Here is a 19,948-nt window from a genome sequence, read left to right as displayed (position 1 = left end):
AGACTTTTTATGAAGGTGCTAATGTTTGGGTGGGAATTTCCACCACATATTTCTGGAGGTCTTGGAACAGCGTGTTATGGCTTGGTCAAAGGGATGGCCCACCATAACCAAGACATCATATTTGTAGTACCTAAACTTTGGGGAGACGAAGAGCCATTGGCAGATTTTGTCAATGCAAGTGATGTTACCATAGATTACCGTGAAAAAAGATTCAAGAAATTCTGGAAGAACCTGACCTACTTAGAAGTGAGTAGTTATTTGGTACCATATCTCGGCCCGGATGAATTCAAGAAATATACAGACTATACTATCCATGACCGGACAGATGTAGATGAAAGTGTATTTTCAAACAAATTCGAGTTTAGTGGTAAATACGGAAAGGACTTGATGATGGAAGTGTCACGCTATGCTTTAGTAGCAGCTCATATTTCCAAAAATAAAGAACACGACATTATTCACGCCCACGACTGGCTTTCTTTTCCCGCAGGCATTGCTGCAAAGGAAATAAGTGGAAAGCCTATGGTAGCACACGTCCATGCTACTGAATTTGACCGCTCAGGTGAATCTGTAAACCAAGTTGTTTACGACATAGAAAGAGCCGGAATGGAGGCAGCTGACCATATTGTTGCAGTAAGTCAATTGACCAAAAACATTATTATCAAAAAATACGGCATTCCTGCCCATAAGGTAACGGTACTACATAATGCTGTTTTGGATGCCAGTATTATCAAATCCAGCTACAAAAAGAAAGTCCCTGAGAAAATCGTAACCTTCCTAGGTAGAATTACCTTCCAAAAAGGACCTGAGTACTTCGTAGAGGCAGCAAAAAAAGTTATAGAACGCGATCCTAACGTACGCTTTGTAATGGCAGGAAATGGAGATCTTTTGAATAGAATGATCGACCGGGTAGCTGAACTACGAATGGGTACAAAATTCCATTTTACTGGATTTCTAAAAGGTGACGATGTAGATCACATGTATGCTATCTCTGATGTATATGTGATGCCTTCTGTCTCCGAACCCTTTGGAATATCACCTCTGGAAGCGGTAAGACACAATACTCCTGTAATTATCTCCAAGCAATCAGGTGTTGCCGAGGTTCTAAATAATGCTATCAAAATTGACTTTTGGGATATTGATTCTATGGCAGATGCCATTTTCGCACTGCTACATTATGATGGTATTTCTAAGATGTTTAAAGAGCTTGGAACTGAAGAATTGAAAAAATTAAAATGGGAACATGTGGCTGAGAAACTTGTCACTGTATACCAAAAAACATTATCGCAGAAACCATGAGAACCATATGCTTTTACTTCCAGGTTCATCAGCCATATCGTCTGAAACCTTATCGTTTTTTTGACATCGGGGAAGATCACCACTACTATGATGATTTTCTCAATCGAAGCGTGATGAGAAAAGTGGCACAAAAGTGCTACTTACCTATGAATGCTTTGCTTTTGGAGATGATCAATAAATACAATGGTGCATTTAAAGTGAGTTTCTCCATGTCAGGCGTATTTCTGGATCAATTGGAAGCGTATGCGCCTGATGTACTCGAAAGCTTTCAAAAACTTGTAGCAACTGGGCATTGTGAGCTTCTCAACGAAACCTATGCGCACACCTTAGCAGCTTTGAAAAGCAAGGATGAATTTCAAAGTATGGTGAAAAAGCATCAGCAAAAGATTAAAGATCTGTTTAATGGATATAAGCCTAAAGTATTCAGAAATACAGAGCTTATTTATTCGGATCAAATCGGTGCTATGGTCGCAGAAATGGGTTTTGATGCCATTTTAACGGAAGGAGCAAAGCACGTACTTGGATGGAAAAGCCCAAATTATGTATATGTAAATAGCATTGATCCAAAACTGAAAGTATTGCTGAAGAACTTCCAGCTATCTGACGACATTGCGTTTAGATTTGGGAACAAAGGCTGGGATGACTACCCGCTCACTACTGAGAAATTTGTGAAATGGATAAAGAATGTCCCAGAGGAAGAAGAGACAATTAATCTATTTATGGACTATGAGACCTTCGGAGAACACCAATGGGCCGAAACTGGAATTTTTGAATTCATGAAGTCTCTTCCAGACGCAGTATTCAGCCAGACTAACTTTACTTTTTCTACCCCTTCTGAGGTAGCTGCGAAGATCTCTCCAGTCGGAAAGATACATGTCCCTATACCGATTTCTTGGGCAGATGAAGAGCGTGATTTGACTGCATGGCTGGGAAATGACCTGCAAGACGAAGCATTTGATAGGCTTTTCGAAATGGAAAAATTGGTCAAAGGTATAGATGACGATGATATTCAGCGCGACTGGACTTACTTGCAAACCAGTGATCATTTCTACTACATGTGTACAAAGTTCTTTTCTGATGGAGATATACATGCCTATTTCAGCCCTTATGATTCGCCATATGAAGCATTCATCAATTACATGAATGTGCTAAGCGACTTTATGATAAGAGTAAAAGAAAAAATATCTGAAAAGGAAGTTAGCGCTTGATATAATAAGATAAATAATAATAGAAAGACCGGTTTTCATCGGTCTTTTTTTATGTCATTAGGATCAATTCTAGCCCATATTATTACTCCGGGCTTCAACTCCAAAAGCGCTCAGATTGTAGCTTTTCAACTTTCAAAACTTGGCTAATACCAGTCGCAGGTAAAAATTAGTTAGATGGTTTTCAGGTATTTTGACAGAAAAAAGGTTTCGCCAAGCAATTTTTTTCATACGACAAATGCCCTATTTAGGAGCCAAACAAACAGACTCCTCAAAGATATCAAAATTTATAGTAATTTGATTTTCAAATACTTACATGGTTTTTTAGCAATTCTTGTGTGTAGAGAGCGATTAGTTCATTTTTAATAATCCCATGTCTATCAACTAATTTAGAGGAGTCAGATAAAAACAAACGTCTTTACTAATAACTCTAATCATGAAAATTACACTTCTAACAATTCTTCTCTTTTTGGCAGGAATACTTCAGCCCGCCGATCCTTACATTTCCTCGAAAGATTATGATGTAAACTCCTTTCATCGAGGTAAGCAATCCTCAAAATCTCCTAAGCGAGTTTATATCCAAAAATTCAGAGTACTCTTTGAAGTTTTTGAAGAGGCCTCTGCAAGTACTAAGGGGACTACAAATAATCGTGCAAATAGAGCAACCACAGTGTCCGGCACCAAGACTAGCATGGGTGTACAGCTGAGCGGAGTAGATATACCGGATTTTCAAAAAATAGTAGATGAAGCATATGCAGATTTTGTGGCTCAACTCGAAGCCGATGGCTACGAAATCATATCAGCGGAAGAGGCAGGTAAAACTGATTACTATAGCGGATATGAATTAGTAAAAGGTGGAGCATCTTCTACTGATCAAGCGACAGGGTTCGTGATGGTTACTCCCCAAGGATATGATTATTGGGTCAAAGGAATTGCGAATGATGGAAGGGAGAAGGGGACTTTTACAGATACCAGCTCCAAGCTTTCACAAGACCTAGGGGATGCTTATGTCGCTGAGGCTACATTTATTTTTCCATTTGTGGCTTTGGACGCGAGTTCAACCAGTTTTGCCAACTATGCCTCGTCAAAGGTGAAAGCTGATATTAACTTAAGAATGGCTGCTGCTATAGGTGCAACGGATAACGAGCAAATGAGTCTTGGAAAGTTTGCAAAGGGTTTTACCCAATCATCCACTTCGGCTCGATTAGCATCCCAAGTACGCTTTGTGGCCGGTCATTTGATTAGCTCTCCAGCATTTGACTCTTCTACGGGATTGAAAAGAGATGTTTATTTCGAAGATATTTTTGCCGAAACGAAACTCGTTGAGGTGACCTCAGCTGAAGTTGCTACCTTCAGTAAAACTGCCTACCCTCAATTGGTAATGGTATCAGGTGGAGAACTAAACTTAGCATCTCACTATGTTGCCTGTGACAAAGATAATTATGTAAAATCTGCTAAAGGGTCGATTTCAGAACTGATCGGGAGCGGTATTAGTAATTTTAAGGAGCTCGTAAAGGATTAAAGCAGAGGTTTTGGTCAAGAAAAAAGGTATATCGCTTGATATACCTTTTTTTGCTTTAACGCTTTAATAACTTTCTCCCTCATTCGGAAAGTCTTTGCTCTTCACATCTTTGATGTATTGACCAAAAGCTTCCATCATTATTCCCTGAAGATCTGCATATTGTCTTAAAAAACGAGGTTTAAACTCCTGAGTGATTCCGAGCATATCGTGAACCACGAGTACTTGTCCATCAACTCCACCTCCAGCTCCAATTCCAATAATAGGGATAGAAACAGATTCAGCCACTCTCTTAGCTAGATGAGCAGGGATTTTCTCCACTACAATTGCGAAGCAACCTAGCTCTTCCAAAAGCTTTGCATCATCCAAAAGCTTAGTCGCTTCAGCCTCTTCTTTTGCTCTTACTGTGTATGTTCCAAATTTATAAATAGACTGCGGAGTCAAGCCCAAATGCCCCATTACAGGAACTCCAGCACTTAATATTCTAGCAACAGATTCCTTGATTTCAGATCCACCTTCTACTTTCACAGCATGAGCACCGGACTCTTTCATGATCCGAATAGCCGAACGTAATGCTTCAGAACTATTCCCTTGATAGCTTCCAAACGGAATATCAACTACAATAAAAGATCTGCTCACTGCTCTTACCACGGAAGAGGCATGATAGATCATCTGATCCAAAGTAATCGGTAAAGTAGTCTCATGCCCTGCCATCACATTAGAAGCAGAATCTCCTACCAAGATGATGTCGATCCCGGCCGCATCTACTATTTTGGCCATGGAATAGTCATAAGATGTAAGCATTGAGATCTTCTCACCACGATCTTTCATCTCCTGAAGAATATGCGTAGTAATACGTTTTATGTTTGCCGAAGAGTGTACTGACATAGTATTAGTGCAGATGAACAAAGTAATTATCTCCTGAGAAATCCACTTTGATATGTTCGTTTAGAGTAGTAGATAATTCAAACCCGGTATAATCAGGTCGGATAGGAAAAAGCCCATGACTCCTATTCACAAGTACAGCGATCTCCATTTTATAGAGTTCCTCATCCAAAAATGGCTTCATCGCATAGACCAAAGTCTTTCCAGTATTGAGAACATCATCTACCAAAATCAAGGTTTTACCCTGCAGATCTATTTCATGAGAAAGCTTCACTTCTTCTGAAGCGATGTGCGCTTTGTCTAAAATAATATCCGTTTGCTCGATGGTCAGAGGAGAAATCGCCCTTAGTTCGGTAGCTAGGAGATCTGCTAAAGTTTCCCCCATTCCAGAAATCCCTGCAAGGACGACAGCTTTTGAATTGAGATTTCGCTCGTAAATCTCATAAGCCATTCTGGTAATTTTCTTCTTTATCTGCTGGTGATTGAGTACTTCGCTCATGTTATTTTATAAAAATGAAAATTAGGCCAATTCTACTTGGATTCAAAATCACGCAGGCTGCTTATCTATAGTCATCCTCTTCATTGAGGATATTCAAATAACTTTCGTAGCGGTATGGATGGATATATCCAGCTTCCACTTTTTCGAGCACAACGCAACCAGGCTCATTCACATGCTGACAATTATTGTACTTGCATTGCCCCAAGTATTTTCTCATTTCTGGAAAATAATGGGAAAGCTCATTGTCCTCAATGTCAAGAATTCCAAACTCTTTAATACCCGGAGTATCAATCAAATCACCACCATTTTCCAATGCAAAAAGCTCGGCGAAGGTAGTCGTATGTACTCCTTTGGATGTAAATCCAGAGACTTCTTTTGTATGCTGAGCGGCAGCTGGGACCAAAGCATTAAGTAAAGTCGATTTTCCTACGCCTGAATGTCCAGAAATCAAAGTTGATTTCCCAGCGAGTACGGTATCGAATTTTTCTTTGAGATTTTCTTCTTTAAGCGCGGAAACCTCCAAAACTTTATACCCTAACGGCCCATATATTTCATGTATATCCAAGAGCCAATCCTCTGCTTTTTCTCCAGACATTTGATCCATTTTATTCACTACCAAAATGGCTGGAATCCTAAAACTCTCCGTACTGACAAGAAATCTATCTATAAAACCCAAAGATGTTCTTGGGCTTTTCATCGTGATGACGAGAATTGCCTGATCGAGATTACTGGCTATTATATGAGAAAAATGTTGTTTACGTGTAGACTTCCTAATCACGTAATTATCTCTAGGTAAAATATCTGAAATCACGGCTGTCTCCTGATTTTCTTCCTTTTCCAACTCCACCCAATCTCCCACAGCAATAGGATTAGTCAATTTTAGATCGTCCTGTTTGAATTTCCCCTTTAATCTAGAAGAAACAACCTCTCCATCAGTTTGAACTAGATACCAGCTTCCAGTGGATTTTATTACCCTTCCTTTCATATCCTTTTACTTTCTTAAAATGGCTTTATGAAACTAGTTCCTCCACTTTATTTACAATTCTTTTTGCAGCTCCAATATTCATTTCAAGCCATTTCTGAGCTGAATTCACACTTTGTTGGTAAAATTCCGGCTGCTCCAGTTTCTTAAAAATCACGATTAAACTTTCAGGATCACTCACCTCAAATCCGCATCCTTTAGCCTGACTCTCTGCTGCCTCAGGAAATTTTTCAGTCTTTACCAGCTTGCCGAAAATCACCGGAACTTTGAACCCTATCGGCTCCAAGATATTGTGCAGCCCTTTACCGAATGCTCCACCGACATATGCTATTCTGGCAAATTGATACAAGGAACTAAGCATTCCAATATTGTCAATAAAAATCACCTCCGGAGAATTGTCCGAATCCCAAAGTGAATACCTTACGGCAGTCAAAGATAACTGATCGGCCCATCGATTCATTGGTTCAGGACTCAAATCATGTGGAGCGATTATCCATCTGTAATCTGGATTTGAATTCATCAGCGGAATAAGCAAATCCATATCCTCCTGCCAGACTGAACCCGCTACAAAAGTGGGTTTATCACCAACCCATTTAGCCATTGCCGGATAGTTTTTATGATTCCTTACTGTTTCCGCAACTCTATCAAATCTAGTGTCGCCTGTTATGCTAGTTTGTTGATAATTTATTGACTTGAGTAAATCAAAAGTGGTTTTATTCTGAGTGAAAATGTAATCGAACTGGAACAGGATATTTCTGAAGAAACCATCTCTTTTGAAATAAATCTGATCAGCGCGAAAAGATGCTGAAAACAGAAATAACGGAGTCAGTCTAACTTTGACGGCATTTATGTGATGATACCAAAGGTCGTATTTGACAAAAAAAGCAAGACTAGCATTAAGGGTATTCACAAAACTTTCCGCCTGCCTCTTACTATCCACTGGCAGATAGGTAATAAAATCCACATTCGGCTGAGATTTTTTAATCACGTGGTCATATCCCGAAGGGCTGAAAAAACTAACAACGACCAAGTGGGCTGGTTTCGCGCGCTTTAACTCTGCGATGACCGGTCTAGCCTGTTCATATTCTCCTAAAGATGCTACATGAAACCAAGCTAATTCTCCTTGGTTTTTAGACCTAAATGCTATCAGTCTTTGAAACAGATTTTTTCTACTAGAAGAGAAATGTCTAATTTTGGGTATAAAGAGTCCGCTTAGCAATAAAAGTATTCTGGCAAAAAATATCCCGATTCGATAAATCCATTTCATTTCTCAAAAGTAGTTATTTGACCTGAAATAGTTTTATTCATGATTTATTCTGATAAAAAGGTTTATTTGAAGGTTGGTTTTGAATATTCATTCAAAAAAAGACTACCCTCGCCGTGCATTTCCCCCTAAAATTAGGTACTTTCAAAACCTTTGTTTTTCAAGTAGCTAATTAAGTTCAGCTAATAATATGATTAGAGTTTTATTTGTTTGTTTAGGTAATATATGTAGATCTCCACTTGCAGAAGCTATTTTTAATTATAAAGTAGAGCAAGCAGGTATGAAATCACAATTTAAGTCCGATAGTGCTGGGACCTCTGATTTTCATATAGGAGAACTGCCTGATGAGCGAACGATAAAGTGCGCCAAGAAATATAATCTACCCGTTAATCATCGGGGCAGGCAAGTAAACCGTACAGATTTCAGAGATTTCGACTACATTCTTGCCATGGATGAAAACAACCTGCGAAATCTAAATAACTTAAAAGCGAGGTATGGTTTTAAGGATAAAGAAATTCACCTCATGCGTGACTTTGTACCTGAAACACAAGGCTTGTCAGTTCCAGATCCATACTATGGCGGAGAGGAGGGATTTGAGGAAATATATCAGATATTGGACGAGGCCCTTGATTGTTTCCTTGTAGAGGTAAAAACGACCCATCATCTCTATGCTTGATCAGCACGAGATCTACGAACAAATACTTTTTGAAAGCCTAGGCACTATGGCTGAATTAAAATCAGCCTCTCTCGTAGCTGCTGGAAATCATAATCAAGGCATCCGAATAGAAAGCAATTCCGGAGTATTTTTCCTAAAATTAAACTTCGACCATGAACGAGATATTCTTTACAAAGAAGAAGAAGGATTAAGTCTCATTCGAAAAGCCACTTTTCTGAAGGTTCCTGAAACTTATGGCTGCGGAAGAGTTGAGGAATATAATTTTTTACTGTCTGAATTTATCCCAGAGGGAAAAACTAAACATGATTATTGGGAAAACCTAGGCCTTGGTTTAGCACATCTTCACCTGACTTCCCAAAATGAATTTGGCTTAGAAAACGACAATTACATTGCTTCGATACATCAAAAAAATCTACAGACAGCTAATTGGGTAGATTTCTACATTGAGCAACGATTGGAACCCCTGATCGGAAAAGCCTATTTTGATCGCTTGATCCCGTTGGAATTCTTAAAGAAATTCCAGGAAATCTATCCGAAATTGGAAAGTAATTTCCCTAAAGAAAAACCTTCATTAGTTCATGGAGATTTATGGTCTGGAAATGTGATTGCTACTCCTGACGGGAACCCATGCTTTATAGATCCTGCGGTGTATTTTGGACACAGAGAAATGGATATTGCCTTCAGTCGCCTATTTGGAGGATTTGATTCGAAATTTTACGAGTCCTATGAATCTGTTTTGCCCTTAGAACCAGGTTTTGAAGACAGAATGGGATTGTTTAATCTATATCCGCTATTGGTTCATTTGAATCTTTTTGGCGTAGCCTACCTACCAGGAATCGAGCGAATCATCAATCGATTTGTTAAGTAAGCTAGCCAATTCCTTGATCTCAAGTTAGACTCAAGGTCACTTTCTCTCCGGTTTTTACAGCTTTGAATATTGCGTCAATAATCTTCATATCCTTCACTCCTTCTTCCCCATCCACTGGAACTTCAGGTTTTTTCCCATCAAAAATAATAGCAGCCATTTCATCCATCTGAACGGTCTGGTGAGTGACAATTGGCTCATCAAGTGGCCCTTTATGTGTCATCCCTTTGATAGGACCATAGCCAGTGGAAGGCTGCATTTCTACCCAACCCTTGCTGCCATTCAGATAAAACCTATCCAAATTATTCATGTTGTACGTGGACAGACAAGAAGCGATTACACCACTTGGGAAACCAAGTTGAAAAGTGATCGTCTCATCAATTCCTTCCTTAAATTTCTCAGGATTTGTTTTGACCTCCTGTGCTGTCACCCAAATTGGTTCTTCGCCAACCATATATCGCGCACCATTGATTGAATAAATACCGATATCCATCATGGCCCCTCCCCCAGAAAGTTCAGGGTTTAATCGCCATTGAGTCGGATCGCCAATTGTAAAGCCACTAAGTCCCTGAAAAAACCTAATATCCCCTAACTCACCCGATTTACGCATTCTTATTGCTTCCAATGTGTTCGGCTCGAAGTGCATTCTGTACCCAATCAATAAATGAACTCCAGCAGCATTGCAGGCATCCACCATAGCTTGCCCGTCAGCAGCATTGACAGCCATTGGTTTTTCACTGATAGCATGCTTCCCAGCTTTTGCTACCCGAATCACTTGATCTTTGTGCAAGGCATTTGGGGTAATTACATAAACTGCATCAATGTCTGGATTATCTTTTATCGCATCGAAATTCTCGTAGTTGTAGCAATTCTTCTCAGGTATCCCATACTTTTCTCTCCATGTCAAAACTTTGGATGGAGTACCACTAATTACTCCAACTAGCTTTACTCTTTTGCAAGTCTGAATCGCTTCAGCCACGCGTGTTCCGTAGCTTCCCAAGCCCATGATAGCTACTCGTAACGTTTTTTCATCTCGGGTGAATTCAGAAATAGAATCTGCCATTGCTGTGAAAGGGGTTAAAGTTGGTACAGTCAATGCCATAGCGGAAAGACTGGCTTTTTGTAAAAATATTCTTCTTGTTTCCATAGGTTCGGTTTAGGTTAGAGAGTTTGACTTCCCTGAAAATATTGATTTTCTGCCAAATAGCATTGCTACTCTTTCAAGGAATTCGAGATTGACCTATTTCAAGCGCCGAACTATTTGAGTTGTGTTCCTGGTGCTTTGCTCTAAAAGAACCTCATAATCCAATAATAATTTTGCAAGGGCGGCAGGATCAGCATGAAGAACTGTAAGAAGTTCCAACCCCTCGTTATATCTAATCTCGAAATCATTTTTTAGCTCAGCGAGCAATTGCTCCAATTTAAACAACTGTGAATCGATAACAATAGAAATTGTAATTGCAGAGGTCTGCAGCATATTCACGCGCAACTTCAGACGCTGCAATTGCTCATAAATCAGATGTATATGTTTCTCTTCAATAAAGGCAAAATCAGTGACTTTAAAACTCACGAGTATCTGGTCCTTCTTCACTACTATTGTCTGTGCAGCTCCAGCTTTTGAAAGATTATGAATCTTTGTTCCAGCCTCCTCAGGGTTGATAAATGACTTTACAAAAAGCGGAATTCCAGCGTTTGCTAGGGGTTTAATTGTTTTGGGGTGAATGACGGAAGCTCCATAAAATGTCATTTCTGCAGCTTGTTGATAATCCAGCTCAGAAAAAAGGACCGTATCACTGAAAATCTTCGGATCAGCATTTAATACCCCTGGAACATCTTTCCAAATAGTCACCGAAGCCGCATCCAAACTTGCAGCTAAGATTGCGGCGGTAAAATCCGAACCCTCTCTCCCCAGAGTTGTTGGTCTTCCCTTAGGGTCTGAGCCGATAAAGCCTTGGGTCAAAACTGGAAACTGCTCCAAATTTGGTTTGAGTTGAGATTGACAATTTCTGCGGGTTTTCTCCCAATCCACTTTTGCAAAACGAAAATCACTATCGGTACATATTAGCTCTCGAGCATCCTGCCAGAGAACCAGCAAATCCTGGAAGCATAAATACTCCATGACGATTCGGGAAGAAAGTAACTCTCCAAAACCTATAACCCGGTCATAGTACTCGTCATAGTTGTCTTTAGAAATAGGTTTGTTAAGCTCATGATGGAGCAGGATGAAATAGTTCTCGATTTTAGGGAAAATTACATGCTCGGCTGGAAAAAGTTCCTTACAAATATCTAAATGAAAGCCTTTTAAAATTGTACTATTTTCTGAAAAATCCTGATCCTTTAATTTTATCGAAAGAATAGTTTCAAGATGGTTAGTCGTTTTTCCCATAGCTGAAACCACAATCACAAAATTATTTCGCAATCGATTACGGAGAATTATAGCTATGTTTTTAACTGCGGCCGCGTCTTTTACAGAAGCACCACCAAATTTATAAATCTGAGTTTTTGTCATTAATATATTTGCTTAATTTCAAAATGAATTAAATCACTAATTGAACTATTCCAAGAAATGAAAATTTTACCCTATGCACCAGACCAAAGCGGTCTAGCCTATTCGGTCGGCACCACCCTAGATCGATTTATCAAACTCAAACAAAGCGATTTCCCATTTGCTTCCGGAGAGCTTTCCCAACTTTTGCGAGATATTGCTCTAGCCGCCAAGATAGTAAATAGAGAAACTACAAGAGCTGGTCTTTCCAACATTGGAGGAGCTTTTGGTCAAGTAAATATCCAAGGCGAAGAACAGCAAAAGCTAGATGTCATTGCAAACATCAGGTTTATGCGTGCTTTGAGTAAAGGGGGCGAAGTCTGTGCCATAGTTTCTGAAGAGGAGGATTCAGTCATTGATTTAAAAAATAGTTCTGGCAAATACGTCGTGGCAATAGATCCATTGGATGGAAGCTCGAATATCGATGTCAATATTAGTATAGGAACGATATTCTCTATCTATAGAAGAAGAACTCCTGCAGGAAGCCCAATTCAAGAAAAAGACATCATGCAAGCAGGAACAGAACAGGTAGCTGCTGGCTATGTGCTTTATGGATCTTCCACGATGCTAGTTTACACTACAGGTCGGGGTGTCAATGGCTTTACTTATGAGCAGTCACTAGGAGAATTTTTTCTTTCTCACCCTGATATTCAAGCACCAAAAAACGGGGAGATCTACTCAGTAAATGAAGGAACTCAGCATGATTGGGATGAAGGTTTCAAATCTTATATTAATCAATGCAAAGAAAGAAGGTATTCCGCAAGATATATAGGCTCACTAGTGGCGGACTTCCATAGAAATCTCCTAAAAGGTGGAATCTACTTATATCCTGCTACTAAAAAGAACCCTTCTGGCAAACTCCGTCTGTTATATGAAGCGAATGCGCTGGCTTATATCGCAGAGCAGGCAGGGGCGATGGCAACGGATGGAACTCAACGGATTTTGGAGATTCAACCGACTACTCTTCACCAAAGAACACCACTTTTAATTGGGTCTCAGGAAATGGTGAAAGAAGCTGAATCATTTTTGTCCAAACCAGCCTAAAGTCGTATTAAATAAGCGCTTTATATAAAAAATGTCAGGAATCGAAAGATGTCCTTTATCTTGCACTATTAATTAACTGACTATGAAAAATATAAAAAACCACCTTCCAATTGCGCTCTTGGTTGCAGGAGTTTCATTTTGGGCATCTTGCTCGCCAAAAACTGAAGGAGTTGTAGAAGAACCAATTGACGAGACATATGCTGTTCAAACTGAAACCATGTTGATCAATGTCGATACGCTTTACACAGGATTCGAAAATCCATGGGGCATGACCTGGCTTTCTGATGGCAAAATGCTTGTCACTGAGAAAAAAGGTGAGATACTTATCTTTCAAGACGATAAGTTTACTGGAGAAAAAGTACAAGGCCTTCCAGAGGTTTGGACGAAAGGTCAGTCCGGACTATTGGATATTACAGCTCATCCGAAATTTGATGAGAACGGTTGGATCTACATTTCCTACGGAAAGCAAATGCCAGACAGCACTTCGGCTACGACAATCATGAGATTCAAACTTGAAGGAAATAATGCTGTCAGTCAAGAAGAGTTAATCCAATCTCTTCCAGCTTGGAAAAGCAATGGTCATTACGGTAGCCGAATCGTATTTGACAATGAAGGATACCTTTACTATTCAAGCGGAGAGCGTCAAAACACTCCTACAAATGCCCAGGATTTGACAAATGGACATGGCAAAGTTCACCGCATAAATGACGACGGGACAATACCAGCTGACAATCCATTTGTAGATACGGAAGGGGCTGTAGCTTCGATCTGGACTTACGGTAATAGAAACCCTCAAGGTCTTTATTTCGACAAGGAAAATAATAGGCTTTATGAAACTGAGCATGGTCCTCAAGGTGGTGATGAGCTGAACTTGCTTGAAAAAGGTAAAAACTATGGCTGGCCAGTAATTACCTGGGGAATTGGATATGATGACAAGCCTGTTTCTGATATTCAAGAGAAAGAAGGAATGGAGCAACCTTTGACATACTATGTGCCATCTATTGCTACTGCAGGTATGACTATGGTCACTTCCGATAAATATCCAGCTTGGAAAGGTGATATTCTTATCGGTGCTTTGAGGAAAATGCACATCAACCGTGTGGATATGAATGGAGCAGTTGCTGGAAATCAAGAAGTAATGCTGCAGGATATCGGTAGAGTTCGTCAGGTGTCTCAGAGCCCAGACGGCTACATCTATGCGATCACTGAGGGCACAGGATTGATGGTGAAATTAATCCCGATTCGATAAGTGCCCAACTTAAATTATTAAGCTAAAAGCCACTTTTGAGCGATCAATAGTGGCTTTTAAGTTTTTATCCCTTTGTAACATTCCTCTGAAAAATACTTTATGGTTTTAAAAAGAAAAACGAAGCAAGTTAATTTTCGCTAGAAGCAGGGCAACAAAGAGGCCTGTACCCCACGATTAAAAAAACTACACGAAATCCACATCCACATTAAATGGATATTTCATCAAAAACTGAAGCGCTTCTTCAATCTCCAAATCTTCAAAAAGAACCCGATAAAGATTCTCCGTTATAGGTGCCCGAAGATCCGCTGTTTCCAAAAATGCCTTGATAATTCTTACCGTATTGATTCCTTCGGCGACCTCTTCCATATCAGCTAGAATTTCCTCTAGCGTTTCTCCCTTTGCCAATCTAAAGCCTACAGTAAAGTTTCTGGAATGTACCGAGTTGCATGTCGTGACCAGATCGCCAATCCCTGCTAGCCCCATCACAGATTTGATGCTGCCGCCAAGGGCATTGCCTAAGTGAATCATTTCCACCATTCCTCGGCTGATCAGCAAACCCTTTGCATTTTCTCCTAATCCCAAACCAGCCAAGGCGCCAGAGGCAATTGCGATGATATTCTTCAAAACTCCGCTGATCTCAACGCCGATAATATCCGAATTCCCATATACCTGAAATTTCTCAGATCTTAACAAACTCTGTCCTTCCAGGATCACCTCATTATATTTGCTAGCTATCACAGTAGCAGCAGGCTGGCCTTGAGAAAGTTCTTTAGATAGATTTGGGCCAGCCAGACATCCAACTCTTACAGCTACCGTCTCCTGAAGAATTACCTCACTCATGGTCAGGATTTGACTTCTCTTGATTTTCTTAACCGTTTCCAGTGTTTCTCCTTCCTTTAGATTAAGGCAAAGGCCTTTTGTCCCATGAATAATCAAATGATATGGGAAAAGAAATGGAGAGAAAATTCTTACTACATTCTGAAAGCCAGATGAGGGAACCATGAAAAAGAGCACATCACAGCTTTGGCAAAGTTGTTCTGGATCATTTGATGCTACGATATTCTCATTCATAGCCCTTCCCTGCGCCGTATGAGTAGCATTGATCTCATCTACCACTTCCTGTTTTCTGGCGTAAACCATCACAGGATTTTTGGCTGCAAGGATATTGGCTACTACTGTTCCAAAGCTGCCAACCCCGATCACACCAATGTACTTTGGTTTAGAAGAGTTTTTCGAGTCCATATCCTGTTAATCTATTGTGATAAAAATAAAGTAGACTCATATCATCCGTTCCTATATTGCCATTTTTATCTTGAATTATTGGTCGTTTGGCGTGGTACATCCCCACATTATCCATTCCTCGCTTGATAATTTCATCCAGCTCTAGAGCAAGGTGCGGCGCTGTATTAATTAGACCCTGGCCCTTCAACTCATTTATTTTATCCAAAACGACCTGACAACTCTCCTTAAATTCTTCATATGGAATAGCTATATCTTCCTCGGGAAGTCTCAATAGATCGAATAAATCCAGCTTTTTATTTTGTTGTTTGATCATTTCAAATGCCACAAAAGCAACTAAATGAGAATTAAACACACGATTGATCTTATGAAACTCCTCCACTATTCGCTTCCCGAGCATATTGGTATACTCTTCTTCGCGCTGACTATCCACAGATACTTTTCCATCGGAGATAAAGTAATCCCGTGTATTGATCACTCTATTATTCTTGTCTAAGCTTCTCCCTTCCTCATCAACATAATTCCCAAGTACATCCATAGCTTTTCCAACCGAAACTGAGATGTCAGATCCTTTGGTGAAAAACTTGATGAGGAATTTTGAAATCTTGTAAGAATTCGAAAACTCATCATTCTCTTTATAGTATCGTTCTTGCCCAGTGATACTCAAATGATCACGAATCAAACTCGGTGCTTCCAACACAAAGTGGTAATTGATCGTGACAGGCACGATGAAAATCTTGCCTGAAATATCATTTAGGCCATTTTCAAAATTTGCCCGCTGTGCTTCAATCGCCGTACTCAAAAGACCAAGCTTCAACTTAGACTCAATCATACCACTTCGAGATCGCGTTCCTCCCGGAAAAAACAAGGAATGACACCCAAACTGAATGGCCTCTTTTGAATAGGTTTTCAATGTCTCCAAGTACATCAGATTCTTTTTCCTCCGATCCACTTTGTAGGCTCCGAGAGAATTCATGAAGTAGGCAAAAATGGAGATGTTGAAAAGATTCAACCCTGCTCCATATATAAAAGGTGGCAACCCCAAAACAGAAATCACCCATCCAATTAGAATACTATCCAAATTACTGAAATGGGTAGGAACCATTACAACAGTCCCTTTGGTAGCTAGATCACGCAATTGATCTGTTTGACCCGTAATCTGGATCTTATCCTGAAGCGTATACTGATTACTGAAAATGGATTTGAACCCTTTGACGCGAGCAGCATTGAGCAGTCGAGAAAAGCCATAAGTAACAACCGAGCGGGTGAATTTATAATGAGTAGTCTTGAAATTACTGGCAATCTCTTCCGCATAGCGGGCCGTAATACTATTCAAAACCCCTTTGTATGCTTGAAATTTCTTGGCTTTATTGTTAGCAGTTTCAGTACTTATCTGAACCAAAGATGATTTCACTCCACTCCAAAAAGACGGATCGTCATCCGGATCAACTACCCAAGGATTTTGTTTTATCCTCAGTTTTTCGCGGTATAAAGTCGTCTCTAACTCTTCCTTGAGAATATCAGAATTGTTGCTTGTGAGGTTGAGAATTCTATCCTCAGACAAATCCGCCACTTTCTTCACAAATTCTTTCCGCTCTCTAGCAAGCTTTACTACTGGCCATTCGTCCTTGCTAGGGTGAATTGGCTCGTACTTATGTTTGATATATTTCTCCTCCAAGTAACTGGCTTTTATTAAAAATCAACTTAAAGATAGTGAAAAAGCCCCTTCCTAGCTGAAATACCCCGCTGCAGAAAGGATCAAGTTCATCACTTTGATTTAACAAAAATAGCAACAATTGCCGAGGTAACAGTACCCATTATCAGCGCGCCTATGATAGACTGTATCATGTAGCTCTTTAGATTGAAATAAGCTTCAGCTGCTTCCTGGGTCATTTCTCCAGAACTCACGGCATAATTAATGACGTTAGGAAAATATTCAGGTGTAATGAATTCAATAGTTATGTATTGTGCTAGCGGACTAAAAATCGCTACAATTATTGTGATGATAAAACCTGCAATAAAACCTTGCTTATAGCTCATCAATCCATAATAATGATTCTTCTTTTTATCCAATAAGGCAAAAACATAGATAAGGATAGAAGGAATGGCTACAAAATTAGTGAAGAATGGATGATCAGCTATTTTCTCATCATGGTAGCCTAAGGACTTTTCCAAAGCCATCCAAGCGAGCATCATTACTACAAATATCAACGCCCACTTGATCTCAATTTTAATATTCTTCATAGTCTTCAGGGTTTAGGGTGCAAAAACGTACTTACAAAATACATATTTTATTAAAATCACAGCCATTTTTAATTGATTGCTTCAGCTAAGCTCTCAATCCCTTGTCCAAGAGCGAAAGGGTATTATTTTTACAACATCAAAGACCGGATGAAACCAGACCTTAAGCAAATACAAATACCAATAGAGAATGAAATGGCCCAGTTTGAGCTGAAATTTCGGGCCTCTATGAAATCTAAGGTCAAGCTCCTCGACCATATTACCAACTACATTGTCAAGCGCAAAGGCAAGCAGATGCGCCCAATGTTCGTTTTTTTAACTGCGGGAGTTTGTGGTGGAATAAACGACTCTACCCATAGAGGTGCGGCATTGATAGAATTACTTCACACCGCAACGCTGGTTCACGATGATGTGGTCGATGATGCAAACTATAGACGTGGCTTTTTCTCTGTAAATGCACTTTGGAAAAACAAAATCTCAGTGCTTGTCGGCGATTACCTGCTTTCCAGAGGATTGCTTTTGAGTGTGGAAAACAATGACTTCAAACTTCTGAAGATCGTTTCCAACGCAGTTAAAGAAATGTCTGAAGGAGAATTGCTGCAAATCGCTAAAGCACGTAAGCTCGACATCACAGAGGAAGTTTATTATGACATTATCCGGCAAAAAACTGCCAGCTTGTTGGCTTCCTGCTGCGCAGTAGGAGCTTCCAGCACTGACAGCAGCGATGAAACTATCGCTAAAATGCGGGAATTCGGAGAGAAAGTCGGGATGGCATTCCAGATCAAAGACGATCTTTTTGACTACGGAGAAGATGAAATAGGTAAGCCAGTTGGAATAGACATCAAAGAAAAGAAGATGACCCTTCCGCTGATTTTTGCCTTATCGAAGGCCGATTGGTTGGAAAAAAAGAAAATCATCAACTTGATCCGAAACCGAAGCGAGGACAAGAAAGCAGTCAATCAAGTCATCGAATTTGTAAAGAAAAGCGGTGGATTGGAGTATGCAAAAACCATCATGGATAGATTCTATGCAGAAGCCTTAGATATTCTGAAAACCTTCCCTGAATCGGAATATAAAACTTCTCTGGAAGGATTGGTGAGCTATACGATTGAGAGGAAGAAGTAGGGTTTGATTTAGCTTGAAAACGGGAGACGGAAGACCGAAGTAGTCATAGCCGGCATCGCGAACGACATAGGTGTAAAGCGATCTAACTGTAATAAGTTAAAAGTGTCAAGTAAAATCAGTAGGTCACATTCTTAAACAATCATTTTATCTTTTATCGGAGCAATGATGACTTTATTCTACCAAATTTTATCGGTATCATTCACCCACAAATTACCTAAATTCAAATCAATAGAGATATCTTTGATAGTATCAAATGATACTATCAATGAAACCTCCATATGATATCACACCAACCATTCTGCAATTTGTCAGCTCGATCTCAGAAAAAATCGGTGAGGTAAATGCACTGTTTTTAGACAAGCAATCACCTCAGCTTCGAAAGCAAAATAAGATTAAGACCATCCACTCCTCTCTTCAGATCGAGGGAAACACACTATCGGAAGAACATATAACTGCATTAATTGAAAATAAACGGATTATAGGACCACAGAAAGATATTACTGAAGTGATCAATGCAATCGCCGTTTACGAAAATCTAAACTCTTACAAACCCACCTCTGCCAAATCATTCTTATCTGCTCATGAAACTCTGATGAAAGGATTGATTGATCAACCTGGCAAATATCGATCGCGTGGAGTTGGCGTAGTAAAAGGCTCACAAGTTGCGCATTTAGCCCCGCCAGCGGCTAATGTCCCTGGGCTAATGAAGGACCTTTTCCAGTACCTGAACAATGATGACGAGCTTGCTTTGATCAAAAGCTGTGTCTTCCACTACGAAATGGAATTCATTCATCCTTTCATAGATGGAAATGGAAGGATGGGAAGACTTTGGCAAACTTTGATTCTAAAAGACAGATATCCAGTATTTGAATTTTTACCATTTGAAACGCTAATTAGCAAAACTCAGGATGAATATTATCAGGCCTTGTCAGCAAGTGATAAATCTGGAAAATCCACGATTTTTATAGAGTACATGTTAAGAATTATTGATGATTCTCTAGCCAACCTGCTTAACACTAATGGCCAAACTTTAACTGCAGAGCAGCGGATCACGCACTTTATTACCTTAGGGAAAAATGAATTTACTCGTAAAGAGTACATGGACGTGTTCAAAACAATCTCTTCTGCCACCGCAAGTCGGGATTTGAAAAAAGCCCTGGAATTGCATTTAATTTCTGCTAAAGGGAAAGGGAATCAGATGAGGTATTTTGTAAGTAAAATTAAAAACTAAGAAGACTTATCAAACTATTATTTCTGTTATGATTAATACCATTTGTAGTCAGCCAAACTTCATCTATTTTAATTGGAGAATAC

18 protein-coding genes are annotated in these 19,948 nt (G+C 39.7%); 9 read left to right on the top strand and 9 right to left on the bottom strand.

The genetic code is table 11. The features are described from left to right. The first annotated feature begins 9 nt into the window (after nt 1-9). From ACPUEN_RS17645 to ACPUEN_RS17635, 3 genes are all read left to right on the top strand, one after another. Nucleotides 10-1,296, top strand: a complete 1,287-nt coding sequence (locus ACPUEN_RS17645) for a glycosyltransferase family 4 protein (protein ID WP_425637269.1) — start codon at nt 10-12, stop codon at nt 1,294-1,296. Continuing rightward, nucleotides 1,293-2,504, top strand: coding sequence for a glycoside hydrolase family 57 protein (locus tag ACPUEN_RS17640; protein ID WP_425637268.1), 1,212 nt, complete (start codon nt 1,293-1,295; stop codon nt 2,502-2,504). The genes ACPUEN_RS17645 and ACPUEN_RS17640 overlap by 4 nt, the downstream gene beginning before the upstream one ends. Nucleotides 2,505-2,937: 433 nt before the next feature. Then, complete coding sequence (locus tag ACPUEN_RS17635; protein WP_425637267.1) at nt 2,938-4,023, top strand: hypothetical protein; 1,086 nt, start codon at nt 2,938-2,940, stop codon at nt 4,021-4,023. Between the two features lie 63 nt (nt 4,024-4,086). Here the strand turns inward: ACPUEN_RS17635 and panB are convergent, their stop codons facing one another. The 4 genes from panB to ACPUEN_RS17615 form a co-directional block, all read right to left on the bottom strand. Continuing rightward, on the bottom strand, nt 4,087-4,908 hold the full coding sequence (panB, locus tag ACPUEN_RS17630) for a 3-methyl-2-oxobutanoate hydroxymethyltransferase (RefSeq protein WP_425637265.1): 822 nt from the start codon (nt 4,906-4,908) through the stop codon (nt 4,087-4,089). Nucleotides 4,909-4,912: 4 nt separating this feature from the next. Beyond that, entirely contained in the window at nt 4,913-5,404 is a 492-nt protein-coding gene (locus tag ACPUEN_RS17625) for a phosphoribosyltransferase family protein (RefSeq protein WP_425637263.1), read from the bottom strand. A 61-nt stretch (nt 5,405-5,465) separates the two neighbouring features. Beyond that, a complete protein-coding gene (gene rsgA / locus ACPUEN_RS17620; RefSeq protein ID WP_425637261.1) occupies nt 5,466-6,389 on the bottom strand; it encodes a ribosome small subunit-dependent GTPase A in 924 nt (307 codons plus the stop codon). 25 nt (nt 6,390-6,414) lie between these two features. Further along, nucleotides 6,415-7,653, bottom strand: a complete 1,239-nt coding sequence (locus tag ACPUEN_RS17615) for a 3-deoxy-D-manno-octulosonic acid transferase (protein ID WP_425637260.1) — start codon at nt 7,651-7,653, stop codon at nt 6,415-6,417. A 187-nt stretch (nt 7,654-7,840) separates the two neighbouring features. Here ACPUEN_RS17615 and ACPUEN_RS17610 point away from each other — a divergent pair, with 187 nt between their 5' ends. Together ACPUEN_RS17610 and ACPUEN_RS17605 are read left to right on the top strand one after the other, a co-directional pair. Next, the gene (locus tag ACPUEN_RS17610; protein ID WP_425637258.1) at nt 7,841-8,326 is read left to right on the top strand and encodes a low molecular weight protein-tyrosine-phosphatase; all 486 of its coding nucleotides are present in this window, start codon (nt 7,841-7,843) and stop codon (nt 8,324-8,326) included. Continuing rightward, nucleotides 8,319-9,194: a fructosamine kinase family protein gene (locus ACPUEN_RS17605; protein WP_425637257.1), complete on the top strand. Its 876-nt coding sequence runs from the start codon at nt 8,319-8,321 to the stop codon at nt 9,192-9,194. Before ACPUEN_RS17610 ends, ACPUEN_RS17605 begins: the two co-directional genes overlap by 8 nt. A gap of 19 nt (nt 9,195-9,213) precedes the next feature. Here ACPUEN_RS17605 and ACPUEN_RS17600 read toward each other — a convergent pair whose 3' ends face one another. Next, nucleotides 9,214-10,338, bottom strand: coding sequence for a Gfo/Idh/MocA family protein (locus ACPUEN_RS17600; RefSeq protein WP_425637256.1), 1,125 nt, complete (start codon nt 10,336-10,338; stop codon nt 9,214-9,216). A gap of 93 nt (nt 10,339-10,431) precedes the next feature. After that, nucleotides 10,432-11,700, bottom strand: a complete 1,269-nt coding sequence (locus ACPUEN_RS17595; protein ID WP_425637255.1) for an aspartate kinase — start codon at nt 11,698-11,700, stop codon at nt 10,432-10,434. Nucleotides 11,701-11,757: 57 nt separating this feature from the next. On the opposite strand from ACPUEN_RS17595, the gene fbp reads away from it, so the two are divergent. Together fbp and ACPUEN_RS17585 are read left to right on the top strand one after the other, a co-directional pair. Then, on the top strand, nt 11,758-12,780 hold the full coding sequence (gene fbp / locus ACPUEN_RS17590) for a class 1 fructose-bisphosphatase (RefSeq protein ID WP_425637254.1): 1,023 nt from the start codon (nt 11,758-11,760) through the stop codon (nt 12,778-12,780). A gap of 82 nt (nt 12,781-12,862) precedes the next feature. After that, nucleotides 12,863-14,029 carry a PQQ-dependent sugar dehydrogenase gene (locus tag ACPUEN_RS17585; protein WP_425637252.1) on the top strand — a complete coding sequence of 389 codons (1,167 nt, stop codon included), beginning with the start codon at nt 12,863-12,865 and terminating at the stop codon, nt 14,027-14,029. A gap of 183 nt (nt 14,030-14,212) precedes the next feature. On the opposite strand, the gene ACPUEN_RS17580 is transcribed toward ACPUEN_RS17585, so the two are convergent. The 3 genes from ACPUEN_RS17580 to ACPUEN_RS17570 form a co-directional block, all read right to left on the bottom strand. Further along, a complete protein-coding gene (locus tag ACPUEN_RS17580; RefSeq protein ID WP_425637251.1) occupies nt 14,213-15,271 on the bottom strand; it encodes an NAD(P)H-dependent glycerol-3-phosphate dehydrogenase in 1,059 nt (352 codons plus the stop codon). Beyond that, complete coding sequence (locus ACPUEN_RS17575; protein ID WP_425637250.1) at nt 15,249-16,946, bottom strand: 1-acyl-sn-glycerol-3-phosphate acyltransferase; 1,698 nt, start codon at nt 16,944-16,946, stop codon at nt 15,249-15,251. Before ACPUEN_RS17575 ends, ACPUEN_RS17580 begins: the two co-directional genes overlap by 23 nt. An 89-nt stretch (nt 16,947-17,035) precedes the next feature. After that, nucleotides 17,036-17,512, bottom strand: a complete 477-nt coding sequence (locus ACPUEN_RS17570) for a DUF4199 domain-containing protein (RefSeq protein ID WP_425637249.1) — start codon at nt 17,510-17,512, stop codon at nt 17,036-17,038. A 147-nt stretch (nt 17,513-17,659) separates the two neighbouring features. On the opposite strand from ACPUEN_RS17570, the gene ACPUEN_RS17565 reads away from it, so the two are divergent. Next, the gene (locus ACPUEN_RS17565; RefSeq protein ID WP_425637248.1) at nt 17,660-18,634 is read left to right on the top strand and encodes a polyprenyl synthetase family protein; all 975 of its coding nucleotides are present in this window, start codon (nt 17,660-17,662) and stop codon (nt 18,632-18,634) included. A gap of 265 nt (nt 18,635-18,899) precedes the next feature. Beyond that, nucleotides 18,900-19,865 carry a Fic family protein gene (locus tag ACPUEN_RS17560; RefSeq protein WP_425637247.1) on the top strand — a complete coding sequence of 322 codons (966 nt, stop codon included), beginning with the start codon at nt 18,900-18,902 and terminating at the stop codon, nt 19,863-19,865. Nucleotides 19,866-19,948 lie beyond the last annotated feature (83 nt).

This window comes from Algoriphagus yeomjeoni, assembly GCF_049821175.1.
Taxonomy (GTDB): domain Bacteria; phylum Bacteroidota; class Bacteroidia; order Cytophagales; family Cyclobacteriaceae; genus Algoriphagus; species Algoriphagus yeomjeoni_A.
Note: the sequence above shows the minus strand (reverse complement) of the source record. Positions and strands in the feature narration are given on the sequence as shown.